14 protein-coding genes are annotated in these 17,847 nt (G+C 61.4%); 5 read left to right on the top strand and 9 right to left on the bottom strand.

Annotation, left to right across the window (positions count from 1 at the left end):
* Nucleotides 1-55: 55 nt before the first annotated feature.
* Nucleotides 56-1,468, bottom strand: coding sequence for a pyruvate kinase PykF (gene pykF, locus G5306_RS06775; RefSeq protein ID WP_031227651.1), 1,413 nt, complete (start codon nt 1,466-1,468; stop codon nt 56-58).
* A 308-nt stretch (nt 1,469-1,776) separates the two neighbouring features.
* Between pykF and G5306_RS06770 the strand changes: the two genes are divergently transcribed.
* Together G5306_RS06770 and G5306_RS06765 are read left to right on the top strand one after the other, a co-directional pair.
* A complete protein-coding gene (locus tag G5306_RS06770; RefSeq protein ID WP_216978330.1) occupies nt 1,777-2,019 on the top strand; it encodes a hypothetical protein in 243 nt (80 codons plus the stop codon).
* 167 nt (nt 2,020-2,186) lie between these two features.
* On the top strand, nt 2,187-2,951 hold the full coding sequence (locus G5306_RS06765; protein WP_216978331.1) for a DODA-type extradiol aromatic ring-opening family dioxygenase: 765 nt from the start codon (nt 2,187-2,189) through the stop codon (nt 2,949-2,951).
* 93 nt (nt 2,952-3,044) lie between these two features.
* On the opposite strand, the gene G5306_RS06760 is transcribed toward G5306_RS06765, so the two are convergent.
* From G5306_RS06760 to G5306_RS06750, 3 genes are all read right to left on the bottom strand, one after another.
* Nucleotides 3,045-6,797, bottom strand: a complete 3,753-nt coding sequence (locus G5306_RS06760; RefSeq protein ID WP_421312610.1) for an AAA family ATPase — start codon at nt 6,795-6,797, stop codon at nt 3,045-3,047.
* A complete protein-coding gene (locus G5306_RS06755) occupies nt 6,794-8,020 on the bottom strand; it encodes an exonuclease SbcCD subunit D C-terminal domain-containing protein (protein ID WP_421312609.1) in 1,227 nt (408 codons plus the stop codon). Before G5306_RS06755 ends, G5306_RS06760 begins: the two co-directional genes overlap by 4 nt.
* Before the next feature lie 103 nt (nt 8,021-8,123).
* Complete coding sequence (locus G5306_RS06750) at nt 8,124-8,552, bottom strand: GNAT family N-acetyltransferase (protein ID WP_216978334.1); 429 nt, start codon at nt 8,550-8,552, stop codon at nt 8,124-8,126.
* A 179-nt stretch (nt 8,553-8,731) separates the two neighbouring features.
* On the opposite strand from G5306_RS06750, the gene rdgC reads away from it, so the two are divergent.
* Both rdgC and ggt read left to right on the top strand, forming a co-directional pair.
* On the top strand, nt 8,732-9,643 hold the full coding sequence (gene rdgC / locus G5306_RS06745) for a recombination-associated protein RdgC (RefSeq protein ID WP_005350107.1): 912 nt from the start codon (nt 8,732-8,734) through the stop codon (nt 9,641-9,643).
* 191 nt (nt 9,644-9,834) lie between these two features.
* Nucleotides 9,835-11,616: a gamma-glutamyltransferase gene (ggt, locus tag G5306_RS06740; protein WP_421312608.1), complete on the top strand. Its 1,782-nt coding sequence runs from the start codon at nt 9,835-9,837 to the stop codon at nt 11,614-11,616.
* 65 nt (nt 11,617-11,681) lie between these two features.
* Here ggt and G5306_RS06735 read toward each other — a convergent pair whose 3' ends face one another.
* Together G5306_RS06735 and G5306_RS06730 are read right to left on the bottom strand one after the other, a co-directional pair.
* Entirely contained in the window at nt 11,682-12,152 is a 471-nt protein-coding gene (locus tag G5306_RS06735; protein WP_005347462.1) for an FKBP-type peptidyl-prolyl cis-trans isomerase, read from the bottom strand.
* A 174-nt stretch (nt 12,153-12,326) separates the two neighbouring features.
* A complete protein-coding gene (locus G5306_RS06730) occupies nt 12,327-13,475 on the bottom strand; it encodes a sodium:phosphate symporter (protein WP_042052672.1) in 1,149 nt (382 codons plus the stop codon).
* A gap of 249 nt (nt 13,476-13,724) precedes the next feature.
* Between G5306_RS06730 and G5306_RS06725 the strand changes: the two genes are divergently transcribed.
* Nucleotides 13,725-14,099, top strand: a complete 375-nt coding sequence (locus tag G5306_RS06725) for a hypothetical protein (protein ID WP_235687234.1) — start codon at nt 13,725-13,727, stop codon at nt 14,097-14,099.
* Between the two features lie 94 nt (nt 14,100-14,193).
* Here G5306_RS06725 and G5306_RS06720 read toward each other — a convergent pair whose 3' ends face one another.
* The 3 genes from G5306_RS06720 to G5306_RS06710 all read right to left on the bottom strand — a co-directional run bounded on the left by G5306_RS06720 (nt 14,194) and on the right by G5306_RS06710 (nt 17,677).
* The gene (locus G5306_RS06720; RefSeq protein WP_021230506.1) at nt 14,194-15,540 is read right to left on the bottom strand and encodes an APC family permease; all 1,347 of its coding nucleotides are present in this window, start codon (nt 15,538-15,540) and stop codon (nt 14,194-14,196) included.
* Nucleotides 15,540-15,680: a hypothetical protein gene (locus G5306_RS06715; protein ID WP_005338239.1), complete on the bottom strand. Its 141-nt coding sequence runs from the start codon at nt 15,678-15,680 to the stop codon at nt 15,540-15,542. The genes G5306_RS06720 and G5306_RS06715 overlap by 1 nt, the downstream gene beginning before the upstream one ends.
* Nucleotides 15,681-16,327: 647 nt before the next feature.
* Entirely contained in the window at nt 16,328-17,677 is a 1,350-nt protein-coding gene (locus G5306_RS06710) for an APC family permease (RefSeq protein WP_216954322.1), read from the bottom strand.
* Nucleotides 17,678-17,847: the final 170 nt, after the last annotated feature.

The following is a 17,847-nucleotide window of genomic DNA, read 5'->3' as shown; positions in this document are numbered from 1 at the left end:
GAGGGACAAAAAAAACGGCGCCCGCAGGCGCCGTTTTCAACTCGTTCAGCTCTGATTAAAGAACGTGAACAGAAGCGGTGTTGGTGGTGCCGCTCGGTACCAGAGCACCGGAGACCATCACAACCACGTCACCTTTCAGACCCATGCCGATTTCCAGCGCGGCTTCTTTACCGATGCGATAGAAATCGTCGGTAGAGGCGATGCTGTCAACCACGTGAGCAACCACACCCTTGGTCAGAACCAGCTGGGCAGCAGTTTTCTTGTTGGTGGTGATAGCCAGGATCCAGGCTTTCGGGAAGTACTTGCGAATGGCCTTGGCAGATTTGCCGCCTTCGGTAGCAACCACGATCAGCGGGGCGTCCAGCTTCTCGGAGGTCTCTACGGCGCCTTTACATACGGCTTCGGTGATGCGCAGCTTGTTGCTGTCGTTTGCAGCAGACAGGTTGGACGGCATCACGGCATCGGTACGCTCGCAGATGGTGGCCATGATGGTCACGGCTTCCAGCGGGTACTTACCCTTGGCGGATTCACCGGACAGCATCACTGCGTCGGTACCGTCCAGGATGGCGTTGGCCACGTCGCCAGCTTCGGCGCGGGTCGGACGCGGGTTCTTGATCATGGAGTCCAGCATCTGGGTGGCAGTGATAACCACTTTGCGGGCTTTGTTGCACTTGGCGATGATCATCTTCTGGGCGAAGATAACCTCTTCAACCGGGATCTCTACACCCATGTCGCCACGAGCAACCATGATGCCGTCGGAAACAGCCAGGATCTCGTCGAAGTTGTCCAGACCTTCCTGGTTTTCGATCTTGGAGATGATCTGGATGTTCTCGCCACCGTGGGCTTTCAGGTGCTCACGGATTTCCAGAACGTCTTCTTTCTTACGGATGAAAGAAGCAGCAACGAAATCAACGCCTTGCTCGCAACCGAAGATCAGGTCGCGCTTGTCTTTCTCGGCCAGGGCCGGCAGCTTGATGGAGACGCCCGGCAGGTTAACGCCTTTGTTCTCGCCCAGATCACCGTTGTTCAGCACTTTACAGATAACTTCGCGCTCGGTGATTTCGATAACGTCCAGACCGATCAGGCCGTCATCAACCAGGATGCGGTTGCCGACGCGCAGATCGTTGGCGAAACCTGCATAGGTCACGGCCACTTTGTCTTTGTTGCCAACCACGGTCTGGTCGGTGGTGAAGGTGAAAGTCTGGCCAGCGACCAGCGCGACGTCGTTGCCGCCTTCCAGCTTCATGGTACGGATTTCCGGACCCTTGGTGTCCAGCAGGATAGCTGCGTGCTTGCCGGTCTCGGCCATCACAGCGCGCAGATTGCTGATACGGCTGCCGTGCTCGGCGTAGTCACCGTGGGAGAAGTTCAGGCGCATGACGTTCATGCCGGCGTCCAGCATTTTGGCCAGCATTTCTTTGGATTCGGTCTTCGGACCGATGGTGCAGACAATTTTGGTCTTTTTCATGTCAATCTTCATGGTTAAGGAATTTCCGCCGAGCAATATACACCAGTTTTTGGAATCTTTTTATGATCCAGAAACAACGTTTTGACCAGATAACGTTTTCTTTTCAGGGATAACGTTTTCCTGTGAGTCACATTTTAGAGCATACGGCCACAGGTTCGGGCTGAAGGGATACAAATGTTACCATCTGTGGTTGTTTGGCCGGGTTGAGGTTCAGATGTTGTAAAATGACCACCCGTCCGCTGTCACCGTCTTGTCACCGGCTTGCGCAAAAATGTTAGTTCATTGGCGCGCGGGTGAAGGAGGTCGGGATGAAAAACAGCCATGAAACCGGATGGGCTCTGCTCTTGCTGGGCGCCGCCCTGCTGCTGGTTCAGATGCTGCCAGCCCGCTACTGGCCTGACAATGCCGGTCTGCTGGCGATCTTCTCCCATCCGGTGAAAGGGGAGGCGGCCGCCGAGGGATTGGCGTGGCGAGAGTGGCAGGATCACAGTGCAGCGACCCGGATGGCGCTTCGTGCAGCCCGACCGCTGCCGGATGCACCGCAGCCTTGATATCTATTGCTGCTTACCGGTCGTGAAGGCGTGAAATTATCAACCATTAGTTGATAGTTCTTATCTATCTTGCTGGATTGTCCACCTTTCATGGCGGGAGGATAATCGATTCCAACAGCGATATCCCCTCCGGTATCGCCCCCTGATACTTTGTTGGAGTCTGCTTTATGTCCCTCGCCCCCGTCTGGTTTATCTCTCACGGCGCACCGGATCTGGTGCTGCGTGAGCAACCCGCCACCCGCTTTCTGCGAACCCTGCGTCTGGGTGAGCTCAAGGGGCTGGTGGTCATCTCCGCCCACTGGTTCAGCCGCGAGCTGCAGATCAACGTCGAGCCCAAACCGGCCTTGATGTACGACTTTTACGGCTTCCCCGAGCCCCTCTACCGGATGCGCTGGCCTGCCAGCAGCCCCGAGTGGCTGCAACAAGGGGTGAGCGACCAGCTGGCACTGGCCGGACTGACCGCCACCCCGGTGCGGCGCGAGCTGGATCACGGAGTCTGGTCGCCCCTATCTCTGATCGACCCAAACAGCGAGATCCCGCTGGTGCAGGTCTCCATTCCCGCGAGCTTCACCCCGGCCCAGTTGTGGCAGTTGGGAGAGGTGTTGGGGGCACTGCGCAGTCAGGGGATTGGCATCCTCGCCTCCGGCGCCATCACCCACAACCTGCGGGCGCTGGCACCGGAAGGCTCGCCAGTGCCGGAGTGGGCCAGCCTGTTTGTCGACTGGCTGGAGCAGAAGATGGCCGACGAGGATCGGCTGGCGCTGCTCGACTATCGTCGGCTGGCTCCAGGCGCGGTGGAGTCCCATCCCCACGACGATCATCTGCGCCCACTCTTTGTGGCGTTGGGGGCCGCTGATGGTGTGGCGCCCGCTCGGCTGCACGAGAGCTGGGATGGCGGCAGCCTCTATATGGGCGCCTACCGCTTCGGCTGATAGCCTCTCAACAAGACCCCGCCAATTGGCGGGGTCTTGTTATTTCCGGCGTAGTGATTTAGCCGATGGTACTGGTGATTGAGCTGATGCTACTCAGGGGACCACTACCCGGCTCTCGCCGCCGCCGAGGGCTTCGACTCTGATCTGCACGCCAATCCGTTCTACCAGCGTCTGGACGTGGGAGATGACCCCGATCTGGCGACCGGCGGCCTGCAGGGAGTCGAGGCTGGCGAGCGCCAGATCCAGACTGTCCGGATCGAGGGTGCCGAACCCTTCGTCAATAAACAGCGACTCGACCTGGGTCTGGCGTGACGAGAGGCTGGAGAGGGCCAGCGCCAGCGCCAGCGACACCAGAAAACTCTCGCCGCCGGAGAGAGAGTCCACCGAGCGCACCTCGTCCCCCATATCGAGATCCACCACCTGCAGCGCCAGATCGGTGCCGGGCACCCGCTCCAGTCGGTAGCGGGGCGAGAGCTCGGCGAGCTGGGCGTTGGCCTCCAGCAGCAGACGCTCGAGGGTGAGGCTCTGGGCGAAGGTGCGGAACTTGGCGCCGTTGGCCTGCCCGATCAGATCGCACAGCTGCTGCCAGTGGTCGGCCACCGCCTGCTGGGCGGCCAGTTCCTGTTGCAGGCTGCCCGCCTTGAGCGCTGCGGCTTCGGCCTGTGCCAGCTTGCTCTTGCACTCGAACAGCTGCTCTTCAAGGGCGCGACAACGGGCATCGAGCGCCGTCAGCTGCTCGCTCAGCTCTGCATCCGGCAGGGCGGCCAGCTCGGGATGGTGCTCGCGATAGCGATCCCGCTTGCTCTCCTCCAGCGCCAGCGCCCGTTGCCGCTCGGCAAGGCGGGTACGCGCTTCACCAAGGGCATCTTCCAGCCCTTGCAGGGCAGAGCGGCGAGCCTTGAGTTCATCGGGGCTGATGGCGAGCAGGCGGCGAAGGTCGTACTCGGCAATGCCAAGGGTGCTGGCGTGGGCAGCCCAGCGCCCCAGCACCTCCCGCTTGCGGCGGCTGCTGGTCTGCTTTTCCTGCTCCACATGGGTGAGGCGGGTCTTGAGTTCAGTCTGCCGCTCCCGCAGAGCACGGCCGCCGCTTTGCATCAGCTCCAGTTCGCTGGCGAGTTGTTGCAGTCGTTGCTGCCAGCGGCTCTCGACCAGCGGGATCTCCTCGCCACCCAGACAGGCGGCACGGCTGGTGAGCAGCCCCTGACGCTGCTGTTCGTGCTCCTTGTAGTCCCGCTCGAGTTTGTGCAGCAGCTCGCGCTGGGTCTGCAGGCGCGCTTCCTGTGCGCTCAGGGCCGGGGTGAGGCTGGCGATCTCGCTGGCCAGCCGCTCCCACTCGCTCTGGCCGTGCAGCCAGGCTTCGCAGGCTCGCTGCCACTCGTGCCACTGCTGGCTGCCGAGCCACTGGCGCCACGGTTGGCCGCCCATCTGCTCGTCGAGGCGGTGGGCGCCTTGCTCAAGGCGCTGGCGCAGGGTCGCCTCCTGCTCGCCCATCCCCTTCACTTCCCCTTCCAGTGCGATGCGCTGGCGGTCGGCCTCCTGCCACTGCTGGTCAAACTGCTGGTGCTGGGCAGCCAACTGGCTAAGTTGCTGACGCACCCCTTGCAGCTGTTGTTGGCCAAGCTGGGCCTGACGCAGCTGCTGCTGGCTCTGGGCCAACCCCTGCTCCAGCGCCTGGCCACGCCCAAGCAGTGTGCTCATCAGCTCGTTCCACTCAATGGGGCTTTGGCGCAGCGGCAGCGAATGGCCGAGCAGGGTATCGCCCCCCAGCTGTTGCCAGCGCTGGGTCAGCTGCTCGGCGCGGGTTTCCAGCTCCGGCAGATGTTGCTGACGCACCGCCAGCTGGCGGGCCAGCTCCTGACGTTCGCTCTCGCACTGAATGTATTGATGGTTGAGCCGTTCCCACTCCAGTTCGAGGCTGCGGGCCCGCTCCGCCAGCTGACCCAGGATCCCCGCCACCTGAGGCTGGCTCTGGCTGTAGGGGTGCTCTCCGGAACCGCACAGCGGGCAAGGTTCTCCATCGCTCAGGATATGGCGATACTGCTCGAAGCTGGCGATGGCGCGGGACTGCTCCAGCGCATGGCGCGCCTCATCCCGCTGCAGGGCGAGCCGCTCGCGGGCGGGGGCCAGCTCTTCGCCTAGGGTGGCGAGCTTGCCCAGCGCCTGCTCCAGCTGGGCAATCTCCTGCTGCAAGCGGCCATGCTGTTCGCCGTGGTTGCGGCCGTAATCGGCCAGCTCCAGCAACTGGCGCAGCTGACTCAGCTGTTCGGTCTGCTGCTGCCACTGCTCCTGCGCCTTGGCGAGGCGGCTCTCCCACTGCTGCTCCTGCAGCTCGTTCTGTTGCTGTTGCAGCCGAGCTTGTTCATGTTGCCAGTAGTCGCGCTCCTGCTGACCTTGCTCCAGCTGGCGCAACAACTGCTGCAGGGTGCGCAGCTTGTGATCCCGCAGGGTGAGCAGCTGTTGTAGCTTGTCGGCATCCTCGGCCCAATCCTGCATGGCGGTGAGCAGGGGCTGCCACTGGCGAGCAACCGGTGCCAGCTCCTTGTGCTCTTCGAGCCAGAGTCCCCACTGCTGGTGCTGCTGCTTGAGCAGTTCTACCTGTCGGCTCTGCTCGCGCCAGCCCTGCTCCAGCGTGAGTTGCACTTCTCGCTCCTGTGCCCCCTCCTGCTGGATCTTCTGCAACTGCTGCACTTTTTCCCGGATGCGGGTATCGAGCTCCTGCGCCCGCTTGAGTTCGGGTTGCAGGGCGCCCCATTCCCGCTCGGCGGCGATCTTCTCAGCCAGCAGCTGCTGCTCGGTCAGCGCGCTCTGCTGGGTCTGCTCCTCGAGTTTGGCCAGCTCAGGCCCCAGTTCGGCGATCACCTTCTCCTGCTGCTGCACTTCCAGAGTGAGGCGGGCCAGCTCGTCGTGATCGGCGCGGGCCACCTGGGCCTGCTCGGCGCGGGCAAACTCGTCGCGCTCGGGCGCAGCGGCGCCGTGGGCCTGCAGGGCGGCATCTAGCACCGCCTGTCCCTCGGCGCAGCCTTGCAACTGGGCGGCAATGCGGCTATTGAGGTCGCGCAGATCCTGCATCAACTGCTGCTGTTGCTGCTCGTGTTTGAGGGTGGTAGAGAGGCTCACCTGCTGGCTTACCCACTGTTCGCGGGTCGCTTCATCCATCAGCGCCACGTCGCCGAGGCGCTGGGCGATGGTGGCCAGCTTCTGCTGCTCTTCCCGCGCCCGTTCATAGGTCTGGATGGAGATGGCGGAGTAGAGCTCGGTGCCGGTCATCCGTTCGAGCAGGGCGGAGCGCTCGTTGGCATCCGATTTGAGGAAGGCGGCAAATTCCCCCTGCGGCAGGATCACCGCGCGGCGGAACTGCTCCCAAGAGAGACCCACCAGCTCGTCGATGCGATCCTGCAGCTCCCGCTTGCTGCCGGAGAAAACCTGCCCCGACGCCACATCGGTCAGGGTGCGCTCCTGCGCCTGAAAGCGCCCTTCCGAGCGGTTGCGTGCCCGGCGTACCGCCCAGCGGGCCAGCCAGATGCGGCCATCACAGCCGCGAAATTGCACCTCGGCAAAGCCGCTGGCGTGACCGCGGCTGAGGATGCCGCGCACATCGTTGGCCTTGAGTTTCTCCTCGTCATCCATGCGGCCCACTTCGGCCACGTTCTTGCGATTGGCGATAAAGCGCGGCATTTCGTCGTATAAGGCCAGACAAATGGCGTCGAGCAATGTGCTCTTGCCCGCGCCGGTATTGCCGGTGATGGCAAACAGGCCGGCAGCGCCGAGCGCCCCCCTGGTAAAGTCGATGGTGAAGGTGCCGGTCAGACTGGCCAGATTCTCACCAGACAGAGACAAGATTTTCATTGGTTTGACTCCTTCACCTGCTCCAGGATCTCTTCAAACGAGGCAACCAGCCCAGCCTCGGGCTCCCCTTCAAACTGGCGCTGATAGCAGAGGCGAAACACCTCGGTGGGGGAGAGCTCATCGAGCCTGCGCCGCTCGCGACCATCGGCCAGCCCTTCGCCCGAGCCCTGATACTGGGTGCTGATGCGGGCCAGACGCACCGGTTTGTCTGCGATTGCGGCGAGAATGCGCTCGCGGATGCGCGCTTCTGGCTTGGGCAGCAGCAGCCGCACTTCGAGGAAGGGTTGTGCCTCTTGTGGACAAGCAGGCAGCTCGAGCGATGCGATGGCTTGGAGTGCGTCGTCGAGGCTGCTCTGGGGCAGGCGGATCATCTCCACCGCGCGGGGTACCGGGATCCGCTCCAGCCCGGCCAGTTTCCCCTCTGAAAAGGTCACTTCCAGCACCTGATGGTTGTAGTTGGCTTCGGCCAGCGAAAGCGGCAGCGGCGAGCCGCTGTAGTGCACCCCCTCGGCCGGGCTCTGGGCCAGATGGAGGTGGCCGAGCGCCGTGTAGTCGGCACCGGCAAAGAGTTCGGCAGGCAGTGCGTGTTGGTTGCCGCCGAGCACCCGCCGCTCCGACAGCTCCGAGAGCTGGCCCGCCGCCAGATAGGCATGGCCCATGGCGATGAGCGGCAGACCCTCCCCGCAGCGGGCGCGCCCTTCGGCCAATACCTCGGCGTAGATTTGGCGTACCCCTTCGATCAGCCGGTCCTGCCCTTCTTCCAACGGCTCCACCCGCAAGTCGCTGCTGCGCAGGAACGGCACGGCGGCGCACCAGGCGGCAATGTTGCCCTCCTTGTCTTGCAGCGGTACCAGCAGGCGGTCGGTCTCGAGCTTGCCCTCACTGTCGCGACTGATGCTGCCCACCAGATGCAGATCAAAGGCGCGCAGCAGCTCGTGGGGGGCATCGAGCTTGGAGGGAGAGTCGTGGTTGCCGCCGATCAGCACCATGTTGAGGTGGGGCATCTCGGCGCGCAGCCGCGCCAGAAAACGGTAGAGTTGTTGCCAGGCGCTGGCGGGGGGATTGGCGGTATCAAACAGATCGCCCGCTACCAACAGGGCGTCGATCTCGCGCGCCTTGAGGGTGTCGCTCAGCCAGTCGAGGAAGGCATCGTGTTCAAAACGGCGGTCATGACCATGGAGTTGATGGCCAAGATGCCAGTCGGCGGTATGGAGGATTTTCATTGGAAAGCAGCCCGGTTGCAGGGATGGTGCCCGCGGCACCCGATGGAGACAAGATGAGGATGCCCCGTGCTTTTTTCAAGTAAAACAGCGGTCTGTCATCAGTTCATGCGGGTTCGCAGCACATCTTGTACTGGGGGTGACCGGTGAGGGGATCGGACTCTTCACCCTTGATGACGAAACCGTGGCGACGATAGAAACGTACCGCCTGATCGTTCTCGACGAAGACCCGGGCGTAGAGCGACGCCCCCTGACGCTTGGCCTCCTGCAGCAGGGCGTGGCCGACACCGCGACCCTGACGGTCGGGACGCACAAAGAGGGCGGCGAGATAGTTGTCCACCAGCGCCATAAAGCCGAGCAGATCGCCGCGCTCCTCAAACACCCAGATGGCGGCACGATCGAGATAGCGGGTACGCAGATCCTCCTGGGCCTGCCACCAGCAGGAGGCATCGACGAAATCGTGGGCCTGCAGGGAGGCCAGCAGCCAGATTTCGACGATCTCTTCCATATCTTCCGGGCGACTGGGCCGCAACATAAATCCATCCTTGGTAACAACTTGTACACTCGCAGTCTAGGGGAACTTGACGGCCGTTCAGGTGATATAAATGAGACCCTGTGAGGTCGATCGCCCTTTATTTAGCGAGAATGATTGGCTGATCACAAAGCGCCTCTCTAGTACAATGCCCGCCGGACAATCTAGAGACCGAGGACGCCATGTGGTTTAAAAACCTGCAGATTTATCGCTTTACCCGCCCCTTTGACCTGACCGTGGATCAGCTGGAAACCCAGCTGGAAGCCTGTGCCTTCACCCCTTGCGGCAGTCAGGACATCTCCCGTTTCGGGTGGGTCAAGCCCCTTGGCAAATTCGGCTCAACCCTGACCCACTCTGCCTCCGGCCACATCCTCATCTGCGCCCGCAAAGAGGAGAAGATGCTGCCCGGCACCGTGGTCAAGGAGATGCTGGCCGAGAAGGTAGAAGCGATCGAGTTCGAACAGGGACGCGCCCTCAAGAAGAAAGAGAAGGAAGCGCTGAAAGAGGAGATCCTCCACACCCTGCTGCCCCGTGCCTTCAGTCGTACCAGCCAGACCTTCGCCTGGATCAATCCGGCCGACAATTTAATGGTGGTGGATGCAGGTTCTGCCAAGAAGGCGGATGATCTGCTGGCGCTGCTGCGCAAATCCATCGGCTCTCTGCCGGTGGTGCCGGTGGCCCTCAAGAACCCGCCCGAGATCACCATGACCGAGTGGCTGAACGAGGGCAATCTGCCAGCCTCCTTCACTCTGGAAGACGAAGCCGAGCTGCGCAGTGCCATGGAGCACGGCGGCATCATCCGCTGCAAGCAGCAGGATCTGATGACGGATGAAATCAAGAACCACCTGGCCAACGACAAGCTGGTGACCAAGCTGGCCCTCAACTGGGGCGAGACCGTCAGCTTCGTGCTGGGGGATGATCTCTCCATCAAACGCCTGAAATTCAGCGAAGAGCTGCGCGAGCAGAACGACGATGTCACCAGCGAAGATCCGGCCGCCCGTCTGGATGCGGACTTCGCGCTGGTGACCTCCGAGCTGTCCCAGTTTATCCCGGCGCTGTTTGCTGCCCTGGGTGGCGAAGAGCAGTCCATCTAACCGGACTTGCGCCTGTTTGGCCTCTGCCATCCCATCGTAAAAACCGCCTTCGGGCGGTTTTTTTATATCTATTGCGGATTGCCATTATTGATAGATGAGTAAGATATTGATCTGGTTCAATAACTTGAGCTATCAGCGCCAATCGTGACATAGTCCCTCTTCATGGTCATAAAACAGACAAGGAGAGTGTCATGTTGCGCAAACCTCTGGGGCTGGCTGTCGCCCTTGCCCTGCTGGCCGGTTGTGCCAGTGACAACGGCTTTCACTACACCCCGCCAGCCCAGACCCTGATCGCACCCGAAGCCGCCAGTGGCTGGACCGACAAACAGGGCTGGCAGGGCCATGATTTCATGGTGGCGGCCGCCAACCCGCTGGCGGTGGATGCGGGCTACCAGATCATCAAGGCCGGTGGCAGTGCTGTCGATGCCGCCATTGCGGTGCAGTTGGTGTTGACGCTGGTGGAGCCGCAATCTTCCGGGATCGGTGGCGGGACGCTGCTGCTGGTGTGGGATGGCCGCAAGGTGAGTGCGGTGGATGGCCGCGAGATGGCGCCGGCTGCCGCCACCGACCAGCTGTTTATGCAAGATGGCAAGTCGCTGGCGTTTTATGACGGGGTGGTGGGGGGCCGCTCGGTCGGCGTTCCCGGCACCCTGCGCGCTCTGGCACTGGCCCATCAGCGTTATGGCAAGTTGCCCTGGGCTGCGCTGTTCGAGCCCGCCATCACGCTGGCAGAACAAGGATTTGTAATAAGTCCACGGCTGGCCACATTGCTGGCCAAGGATCCCTATCTGGCACGGGATCCGCAGGCGCGAGCCTATTTCTATCAGACGGATGGCAGCCCCAAAACGGCGGGCACCCGGCTGACCAACCCGGCGTTGGCCAGGGTGTTGCGCACTCTGGCCACAGAGGGGGTGGATGCCTTCTATCAGGGGCCGCTGGCGGATGCCATGGTGGCCAAGGTTCGCCAGCATCCCACCAATCCCGGGGTACTGGCGGCCACCGATCTGGCCAGCTATCAGGCCAAAGTGCGGGATGGCCTCTGCTTTGACTATCGCCAGAGCAAGATCTGCGGTTTCCCCACTCCCTCGTCCGGCACCCTGGCGCTCGGCCAGATCTTCGGCATGCTGGAGAGCCGCGATATGGCAGCCCTCAAGCCGATCACCACGAAAGAGGGGGGACTGGCTGCTTCCAGCGAGGCTATCCACCTCTACAGCGAAGCTGCGCGTCTGGCCTTCGCCGATCGCAACCAGTACGTCGCCGACAGCGATTTTGTCAGGGTGCCGGTGCAGGGGTTGCTGGACAAGGGCTATCTGGCCGAGCGCGGCAAGCTTGTCGGTCAGCACTCCATGGGGATTGCCAAGCCCGGTACGCCGCCACTGGCGCTGGCGCGCGGCAAGGATGCGACTCCGGAACTCCCTTCTACCAGCCATGTCTCGATTGTCGACAAGGCGGGGATGGCCATTTCCATGACCAGCTCCATCGAGGATGGTTTCGGATCGCGTCAGATGGTCAACGGCTACCTGCTCAACAACCAGCTCACCGATTTCTCCTTCACCTCGGTAGATGCTGCCGGTCTGCCGGTGGCAAACCGGGTGGAGCCGGGCAAGCGGCCCCGCTCCTCCATGTCACCCCTGCTGGTGTTTGACAAGCCAAGTGGCGAGCTGACCATGACGCTGGGCTCTCCGGGGGGCTCCGCCATCATCAACTACGTGGGTAAGACCCTGCTCGGCACTCAGGATTGGGGCCTGAACCTGCAACAGGCCATCAACCTGCCCAACTTTGGCAGCCGCAACGGCCCCACCGAGCTGGAAGCGGGACGCACCCCCATGTCGGTGGTCGAGGGATTGAAGGCGAGGGGACACGAAGTGGTATTGAACGAGCAGACCTCCGGCCTGCAGGGGGTTGAGCGCAACGCTGGCGGCTGGTTTGGCGCAGCGGATCCGCGCCGGGAAGGGATCGCCAAGGGGGAGTGAGGTTCCCATAGCAACAAGGCCAGCATGATGCTGGCCTTGTTGCTGATGGTGCATGGCAGAGCGAGTTACTGGATACCCAGCAGCTCCACGTCAAAGATCAGGACTGATCCCGGCGGGATTTTGCCAGCGGCGCGGTCGCCGTAGGCGAGGTTGGCAGGGATGTAGAAACGGGTCTTCTCACCTTCCACCATCAGCTGCACCCCTTCGGTCCAGCCAGCGATCACCTGATTGAGGCCAAATTCGATGGGCTCGCCACGGGCGACCGAGCTGTCAAAGACGGTGCCGTCCAGCAGCTTGCCCTCGTAGTGCACCTTCACCTTGCTGGTGGCGGTGGGGTGAACGGTGCCGGTGCCCGGGGTCAGCACTTCGTACTGCAGGCCGGAGGCGGTGGTGGTCACCAGCGGCTTCTCCTTGTTGCTGGCGAGGAACTCGGCGCCAATCCGCACGTTGTCAGCCGCCAGCTTCTTGTTATTGCTGCTGGAGTAGAAGTAGTAGGCCACACCGGCGATGAGCAGCGCGATCAGTATGAATTTCATCGGTTTTTCCTGTTCCATGAAATGTAAAAAGTGCAATGAGGGCGCCATCTTATCGCGCACCGCCCCTGATGGCGAGCCACAGGGCGGGAGGATGTGAGTGGGCAGGCAAAGCCCGGCGAGCTTGACGCAAAAAGGGGCGAGTCGGTGACTCGCCCCTTTTTATGGCGGCGGCGCTTACTTGGCGGCCACCATCATCAGGGCGGGCAGGGCGAAGAAGAGACCCGCCACATAACCCAGTGCCAGCAGCTTGTTCTCGCTGCCTACCCGGGCCAGCCCCTCGGCGGCGCGCACCGGCAGGTCGCGCAGGAAGGGGATGCCATAGATGATGACCACGGCAAAGAGGTTGAACAGCACGTGAACCAGCGCGATGGTCAGGGCCAGCTGGGCACCGGCTCCGCTGATGGCGGTGGCAGCCAGCAGGGCGGTGATGGTGGTCCCGATATTGGCTCCCAGGGTGAAGGGGTAGAGCTGACGGGTGCTGAACACGCCGCCGCCGGCCAGCGGGATCATCAGGCTGGTAGTGGTGGAGGAGGACTGCACCATGATGGTCACCAGCGCACCGGAGGTGATGCCGGTCAGCGGGCCACGGCCCAGCGCCTTGTGCAGCACTTCTTTGGCACGACCAACCAAAACCTGTTGCAGCACTTTGCCGAGATAAGTGACGCAGGCAAGGATCAGCAGGATACCGATGATGATGGTCGCGATGGCGGCACCCTTGCCCGGCAGGAATGCCACGGCGCTGTCAATCAGCTGCTGGGCCGGTGCGGTCAGCGGCTTCATGAAGTCCATGCCCTTCATCGACATGTTGGCGGAGCCTACCAGCAGGTTGGCCAGCCACTCGGCGCTATGTTGCAGCAGACCGAACATCAGTTCCAGCGGCAGGAAGATGAACACCGCCAGCAGGTTGAAAAAGTCGTGCACGGTGGCGGCGGCGAAGGCGCGGCGGAACTCGGCGCGATCCCGCACATGGCCCATGGAGACGATGGTGTTGGTGATGGTGGTGCCGAGGTTGGCACCCATCACCATGGGGATGGCCATGCTGATGGGCAGGCCGCCAGCCACCAGACCGACGATCACCGAGGTGACGGTGCTGGAGGATTGCACCAGCGCGGTAGCGAGAATACCCAGCAGCAGGGCGACAAAGGGGTTGTTGGCAAAGGCGAAGATCTGGGCTGCGCCCTCGGCGCCGCCGGAGAAATCTTTGAAGCCGTGGGAGATGGCGCCCACGGCAACCAGGATCAGGTAGACCAGTACGATGACACTCATCCAGTTGAACAGGGCGCGGGTCGCGGGCGGCTGTGACAAGGAGTGATGGTGTTGCATAAAGCCTCTTGAGACGGTCGTTCCGTCTTGGGTTGTTGATGACCCGCGCATTTAATCAATGGTTAATGACAGAAATATGACAACGTGACATTTCGATGATGTTTTTATGACGACGAACTGCGGCGACAGGCGCTGACCGAGCCGGTTGGCTCTGGGGTGGCAAAAGGGGGGACGAAAGCACTGCCACCTTGTCAGCCGGAATGTGATCGCTACACTGCGCCCCTTTATTGGCAAGCAGGAGTAAACAAGATGATGCGTGCATGGATCCTCTCTCTGTCGCTGGGGCTGCTCTCGGCAGGGGCACAGGCCAGCCTGTTGAAAACCGACTGCAACCTCGACAAGGCCCTCAAAAACGAAGCGGTGAATGCCACTCTGGGAGTCAAGGGCAACTGTGATACCAGCAAGCTGGTGAAGCAGGAGAAAGAGAAGGTGAAAGCTGAGGTGCAAAAAGGCCGCAACGACCTGCTGGGCGAGAAGCGTGCCGACCTCAAGGAGAGCGGCAACAGTATGCAGCAGAAGATGGAGAAGGCAAACCAGCAGCTGCACAAGGCGGAGCAGGATGCCAAGACCATCGCTCGCGATCCGCTCAAGGCTGCGGCGACCGCCGTACTGGATAAGCAGTAAGCAGACCGGGCCCAAGCCCGTGTGACCGGCCACAGACCGGCAGCAAAAAGGGGAGCCATGGCTCCCCTTCTGTCTATCCATTATCCGCAAAGGATCAGGCGTCAGCCGCTTCCTCGTATTGACGGAACGGGATGCGGAACACCGCCAGACGCAGGAACAGATAGGTTGCGCCGAGGCCCGCCCAGATCAGGCCCAGCTCCAGCGAGCTCTGCTCCAGGTTTATCCACAGAGCACCGATGGTGGCGGCGCCGAGCAGCGGCATCAACAGGTAGATGACGTGATCCTTGAGGGTCTTGTTGCGTTTCTCGCGTACCCAGAACTGACCGATCACCGACAGGTTGACGAAGCTGAAGGCCACCAGTGCGCCGAAGTTGACCAACGCCAGTGCGGTATCCAGATCAAACGACACGGCGGAGAGGGCCAGACCACCCACCATCAGCACGTTGATAGCCGGAGTACGATATTTCGGGTGGATGTAGCCAAACACCCGCTCCGGGATCATGCGGTCACGACCCATCACGTAGAGGATGCGCGACACACCGGCGTGAGCCGCCATGCCGGAGGCCAGTACCGCGACCGTGGTGCAGACCAGTACCACGGACTGGAAGAAGGTGCCGCCAACGTAGAGGGCGATCTCCGGCAGTACCGCATCCGGATGCTGGAAGCGGGCGAGGCTCGGGAAGTAGAGCTGCAGGCAGTAAGAGACCACCACGAAGATGATGCCGCCGATAAGGGCAGTCAGCACGATCGCCTTGGGGATCACCTTGCCGGCGTTCGGGGTCTCTTCGGAGAGGGAGCTCAGACCGTCAAAGCCCAGGAACGAGAAGCAGAGGATGGTCGCACCGGTAAACAGCGGTACCAGCTGTGCTGACTCGAAGTGGAACGGACGGCTGCTCATCAGGGTACCTGCCCCTTCACCGTGGTAGATGCCCCACGCCATCAGGCCGATAAAGAGGGTGATGATGGCCAGCTGGATCACCACGATCAGACCGTTGAAGTTGGCGACCAGATTGATGCCGCGCAGGTTCAGGAAGGTCATCACGGTCACCAGACCGAAGATGAACACCCAGGGCTCGACGCCCGGGAACATGGCGGTCAGGTAGATCTTGGCCAGCAGAATGTTGATCATCGGCATGAACATGTAGTCGAGCAGGGATGACCAGCCGACCATGAAACCGACGTAGGGGTTGAACACCTTCTGGGCATAGGTATAGGCAGAGCCCGCAGAGGGGAACTTGCGTACCAGATGACCGTAGCTGAAAGCGGTGAGCAGGATGCCACCCAGAGCCAGCAGATAGGCGGTGGCGACCCGGCCATCGGTGATGTCACCGACGATGGCGAAGGTGTCGAAGACAGCCATGGGGGTCAGATAGGCCAGACCCATCACAATCACTTGTGTCAGGGTAAGGGTCTTGAGCAGCTTGGCGTTTTGCGATGCCATTACGCTTTCTCCTCAATCAGTGCCGCAGCACGTGCTTGCAACGAGCGCAGGGATACGATGGATTCGCAAGCCTGTACATCAAGGGCGCCGGGGAGGCGCATACCGGGCTGTACCGGCAGGAAAGCATTAAAACGCCCCATTGTTATCCTCTCAACGTCGGGAGATTGTTTGGCAATCTCGGATATCACTTCCGGAAATGTTCCGGCCTCTTGTGGTGGGTTTGTACTGCACTTCAAAATAGAAAAACCGATGTCGCAGTGAACATCGGTCCTTTATTGGCGGCGTATTGTGCATTCGGTCAGCCCCCTTGACAAGCAAAAAAGGGCGGATTAACGCATTTTTTTGCATACGCAGGGGGCGGGTAAGTGGTCACTCGCCCCCGGCAGCCGTCCCCGAGCCGCTCCCCCCTTTTCGGGGGGTAAGAGAACCCTGTCGTAACGTATGAAAAGTCGGCAAATCGGGGCTGCAGGGTGCATAGCGCCTCAACATTGATCCTGATCATATTTGCCGGCGTTCCCCCGGGCTCGAGTCCAGCGATCTTATCGGCTGGCGGGGGATGGGAGGGGGTGAAATGGAAAAAGAGTGATTGCATATCCATTCACATTAGTGACTAATGATAGGAGGCGACGCGGCTCGGGCCATGGCACGGCGAGCGGTCCGGCTGGGTAGTTATTTGAAATCAGTCACACTTCCTGCAGAAACCGCGTTTCTGGCAACCAGCTCGCCGCAAAAACAACAAGGAGCCCGCAGGCTCCTTGTTTTGTATGGCGGTATGGTTGAGCCGCGATTACTGGGCGATCTCCACCTTGTCAGCAGGTTGTAGCGGGATGCGGAACACGGTGAGGCGCAGGAACAGGTAGATGGCACCCAGCGCCGCCCAGATCAGCCCCAGCTCGAAGGAGGCGGGTTCCAGATTGAGCCACAACACCCCGATGCAGGCGGCGCCACAGAGCGGCAGCAGCAGGTACATCAGGTGATCCTTGAGACACTTGTTGCGGCCTAGCTTCACATAGAAGTGGGCAATCACCGCCAGATTGACGAAGGTGAAGGCCACCAGGGCGCCAAAGTTGATCAGTGCCAGTGCCATCTCGAGATCGAACGATACCGCGGAGAGGGCCAGCAGACCGACCAGCAGCACATTGCATGCCGGGGTCTGCCACTTCGGATGCACATAGGAGAAGAAGCGACTCGGCAGAGCGCGATCACGACCCATTACATAAAGCAGGCGCGACACCCCGGCGTGAGAGGCGAGTCCCGAGGCCAGCACCGCCACCGTAGTGCAGACCAGTACCACCGCCTGGAACAGTTTGCCACCGACATAGAGAGCGATCTCCGGCAGGACTGCATCCGGTTGCTTGAAGCGGGAGATGTCCGGGAAGTAGAGCTGCAGGAAGTAGGACGTGCTGACAAACAGCACACCGCCGATCAGCGCCGTCAGCACGATGGCGCGGGGGATCACCCGATCCGCGTCCGGTGTCTCTTCCGACAGGGTGCTGATGGCATCAAAGCCGAGGAACGACAGACAGAGGATGGAGGCACCCATCAACAACGGCGAGATGTTGATCTGCTCGGAGAAGAAGGGACGGCTGCTGGCCACGGTCCCCAACCCTTCACCGTTGTGGACGCCCCAGGCGATCAGGCCGATGAATACGGCGATAATACTGAACTGCATGATGACGATCAGGCTGTTGAAGTTGGCCACCAGCTTGATGCCGCGCAGGTTGAGTATGGTCATCACCGCGGCCAGTCCGAAGATATAGGTCCAGGGCTCCACCTCGGGGAAGAGAGCCTGCAGATAGATCTTGGCCAGCAGCATGTTGATCATCGGCATGAACATATAGTCGAGCAGGGAGGTCCAGCCCACCATAAAGCCGACATAGGGGTGAAACACCTTCTGGGCATAGGTATAGGCGGAGCCTGCCGACGGGAACTTGCGTACCAGATGGCCGTAGCTCAGGGCTGTGAACAACATGCCGATGAGGGCAAAGAGGTAGGCGGTCGGCACATGGCCTTCGGTAATTTCGGTGACGATGCCGAAGGTATCGAATACCGCCATGGGAGTGAGGTAGGCAAGACCCATGACCACGACCTGCCACAGTTTCAGGGTCTTTTTCAGACCAACCGGTTGGGCGTTCATCATGCCTGTTCCTCACGCGGTGCCAGGGCGGCACACTCCATCAACGAAACCGGGAGAGAGGCCCGGAAATCAAGGGCGCCGGGGTGGCGCGCGCCGGTCAGAGCCGGCAGGAAAGCATAGAGATGCCCCATGTTGTTCCTCACAGAATGTGGTGTCGGGAGATTGCTGCC

Source organism: Aeromonas sp. 603404, from assembly GCF_049171775.1.
Classification (GTDB): domain Bacteria; phylum Pseudomonadota; class Gammaproteobacteria; order Enterobacterales; family Aeromonadaceae; genus Aeromonas; species Aeromonas veronii_A.
This window is presented reverse-complemented; position numbering and strand designations above follow the sequence as displayed.

Coding starts and splice junctions, on each gene's coding strand:
- G5306_RS06720 (WP_021230506.1), bottom strand. CDS start 15,540: ATGGCATCGCAAAACGCCAAGCTGCTCAAGACCCTTACCCTGACACAA.
- G5306_RS06760 (WP_421312610.1), bottom strand. CDS start 6,797: ATGAAAATCTTGTCTCTGTCTGGTGAGAATCTGGCCAGTCTGACCGGC.
- G5306_RS06730 (WP_042052672.1), bottom strand. CDS start 13,475: ATGCAACACCATCACTCCTTGTCACAGCCGCCCGCGACCCGCGCCCTG.
- pykF (WP_031227651.1), bottom strand. CDS start 1,468: ATGAAAAAGACCAAAATTGTCTGCACCATCGGTCCGAAGACCGAATCC.
- G5306_RS06750 (WP_216978334.1), bottom strand. CDS start 8,552: ATGTTGCGGCCCAGTCGCCCGGAAGATATGGAAGAGATCGTCGAAATC.
- ggt (WP_421312608.1), top strand. CDS start 9,835: ATGTTGCGCAAACCTCTGGGGCTGGCTGTCGCCCTTGCCCTGCTGGCC.
- G5306_RS06770 (WP_216978330.1), top strand. CDS start 1,777: ATGAAAAACAGCCATGAAACCGGATGGGCTCTGCTCTTGCTGGGCGCC.
- G5306_RS06755 (WP_421312609.1), bottom strand. CDS start 8,020: ATGAAAATCCTCCATACCGCCGACTGGCATCTTGGCCATCAACTCCAT.
- G5306_RS06725 (WP_235687234.1), top strand. CDS start 13,725: ATGATGCGTGCATGGATCCTCTCTCTGTCGCTGGGGCTGCTCTCGGCA.
- G5306_RS06715 (WP_005338239.1), bottom strand. CDS start 15,680: ATGGGGCGTTTTAATGCTTTCCTGCCGGTACAGCCCGGTATGCGCCTC.
- G5306_RS06710 (WP_216954322.1), bottom strand. CDS start 17,677: ATGAACGCCCAACCGGTTGGTCTGAAAAAGACCCTGAAACTGTGGCAG.
- rdgC (WP_005350107.1), top strand. CDS start 8,732: ATGTGGTTTAAAAACCTGCAGATTTATCGCTTTACCCGCCCCTTTGAC.
- G5306_RS06765 (WP_216978331.1), top strand. CDS start 2,187: ATGTCCCTCGCCCCCGTCTGGTTTATCTCTCACGGCGCACCGGATCTG.
- G5306_RS06735 (WP_005347462.1), bottom strand. CDS start 12,152: ATGAAATTCATACTGATCGCGCTGCTCATCGCCGGTGTGGCCTACTAC.